General features: G+C 54.0%; 1 protein-coding gene and 2 rRNA genes (1 of these 3 cut by a window edge). 2 read left to right on the top strand and 1 reads right to left on the bottom strand.

Annotated features, from left to right (window positions below; genetic code table 11):
• Positions 1–1,779: ribosomal RNA gene (locus ACSQ3J_RS31015) — 23S ribosomal RNA — on the top strand; it begins 1,018 nt to the left of the window's first position.
• Between the two features lie 239 nt (positions 1,780–2,018).
• Positions 2,019–2,133 (top strand): 5S ribosomal RNA (rrf, locus tag ACSQ3J_RS31010).
• Positions 2,134–2,283: 150 nt separating this feature from the next.
• Here rrf and ACSQ3J_RS31005 read toward each other — a convergent pair.
• A partial coding sequence (locus ACSQ3J_RS31005; protein ID WP_436041126.1) for a hypothetical protein occupies positions 2,284–2,500 on the bottom strand: 217 nt, incomplete at its 5' end.

The following is a 2,500-nucleotide window of genomic DNA, read 5'->3' as shown; positions in this document are numbered from 1 at the left end:
AACCCTGACCTCCAGCTAAGGTCCCCAAGTCATGGCTAAGTGGGAAAGGATGTGAGGATCCCAAAACAACCAGGATGTTGGCTTAGAAGCAGCCATCATTTAAAGAAAGCGTAACAGCTCACTGGTCTAAATAAGGGTCTTTGCGCCGAAAATGTAACGGGGCTAAAGCCATGCACCGAAGCTGAGGATACGCAGTAATGCGTGTGGTAGCGGAGCGTTCCGTAAGCCTGTGAAGGGATACCTGTGAGGGGTCCTGGAGGTATCGGAAGTGCGAATGTTGACATGAGTAACGATAAAGGGAGTGAGAGACTCCCTCGCCGAAAGACCAAGGGTTCCTGCTTAAAGTTAATCTGAGCAGGGTTAGCCGGCCCCTAAGATGAGGCAGAAATGCGTAGTCGATGGGAACCACGTTAATATTCGTGGGCCTGGTGGTAGTGACGGATTGCGTAACTTGTTCAGACTTATTGGATTGTCTGGGCGGGGAAGCGGTTCCAGGAAATAGCTCCACCGTATAGACCGTACCCGAAACCGACACAGGTGGTCAGGTAGAGTATACCAAGGCGCTTGAGAGAACTATGCTGAAGGAACTCGGCAAATTGCACGCGTAACTTCGGAAGAAGCGTGACCTCTTCGTACGCAAGTATGGAGGGGTGGCACAGACCAGGGGGTAGCGACTGTTTATCAAAAACACAGGGCTCTGCGAAGTTGCAAAACGACGTATAGGGCCTGACGCCTGCCCGGTGCTGGAAGGTTAAAGGGAGAGGTGCAAGCTTTGAACTGAAGCCCCAGTAAACGGCGGCCGTAACTATAACGGTCCTAAGGTAGCGAAATTCCTTGTCGGGTAAGTTCCGACCTGCACGAATGGCGTAACGACTTCCCCGCTGTCTCCAGCATAGACTCAGTGAAATTGAATTCCCCGTGAAGATGCGGGGTTCCTGCGGTCAGACGGAAAGACCCCGTGCACCTTTACTATAGCTTTACACTGGCATTCGTGTCGGCATGTGTAGGATAGGTGGTAGGCTTTGAAGCAGGGACGCCAGTTCTTGTGGAGCCATCCTTGAAATACCACCCTTATCGTCATGGATGTCTAACCGCGGTCCGTTATCCGGATCCGGGACAGTGTATGGTGGGTAGTTTGACTGGGGCGGTCGCCTCCGAAAGAGTAACGGAGGCGCGCGATGGTGGGCTCAGAACGGTCGGAAATCGTTCGTCGAGTGCAATGGCATAAGCCCGCCTGACTGCGAGACTGACAAGTCGAGCAGAGACGAAAGTCGGTCATAGTGATCCGGTGGTCCCGTGTGGAAGGGCCATCGCTCAACGGATAAAAGGTACGCCGGGGATAACAGGCTGATGACCCCCAAGAGTCCATATCGACGGGGTTGTTTGGCACCTCGATGTCGGCTCATCGCATCCTGGGGCTGGAGCAGGTCCCAAGGGTTTGGCTGTTCGCCAATTAAAGCGGTACGTGAGCTGGGTTCAGAACGTCGTGAGACAGTTCGGTCCCTATCTGCCGTGGGTGTAGGAATATTGACAGGATCTGTCCCTAGTACGAGAGGACCGGGATGGACATATCTCTGGTGGACCTGTTGTGGCGCCAGCCGCATAGCAGGGTAGCTATATATGGAATGGATAACCGCTGAAGGCATCTAAGCGGGAAACCAACCTGAAAACGAGTATTCCCTTGAGAACCGTGGAAGACTACCACGTTGATAGGCCGGGTGTGGAAGTGCAGCAATGCATGAAGCTTACCGGTACTAATCGTTCGATTGGCTTGATTGTTCTCATTGCTCATGTTCATTGAAATGAACAGAGCCATCTGTTTTGTCTTCATGCTGTCGCCGCTCAGGCGGCTGCGCTGCAGACGGCGCGCCAAACGATTGGCGACGCGCTCTGCGCTTGCGGTCTTCGACCGAAAGCCAGGCAACAAGACGTGTTCAAAATATAAGAAAGAGGGTCTCCCTCGCCAGCTTCTCATTTGGTTTGTCACCGTCGCCGGTGACATTCTTGCCCTTAGTTGACCTGGTGGTTATTGCGGGGTGGCTGCACCCGTTCCCATTCCGAACACGGCCGTGAAACGCCCCTGCGCCAATGGTACTCCGTCTTAAGACGCGGGAGAGTAGGTCGCTGCCAGGTCTATTAATGGCAAGAAAATACCAAACACACTATCTTCTCTTCTACCTCCGGCCCAGCCGAACAACAGGCCGCCCTCAAGCGGCCTTTTTGCTTCGGTAAAATGCCGGGGAACCTGAATTCCAGGGGCGGCGGAAACAGTTTCTACCTCCCTCACAGGAGACAAATTGCCTCTGGCAATTTGCTCAGAATGAATACCGGAACGGGCATACGGCCCAATCCGTAAGCGACAAACCTTCGGTTTGCGCTGTCGACGAAAACCGCAAAGGCGGTTTCCTCGTCGCGATCTTCGGCTTCGCCGAAGACGCTGATAACGCGGGGTGGAGCAGCCCGGTAGCTCGTCAGGCTCATAACCTGAAGGCCGCAGGTT

It is taken from the genome of Rhizobium sp. LjRoot98 (genome assembly GCF_964252935.1).
Lineage (GTDB): Bacteria > Pseudomonadota > Alphaproteobacteria > Rhizobiales > Rhizobiaceae > Pararhizobium.
The sequence above is the reverse complement of the archived record's forward strand: the minus strand, read 5'-3'. Positions and strand labels throughout refer to the sequence as shown.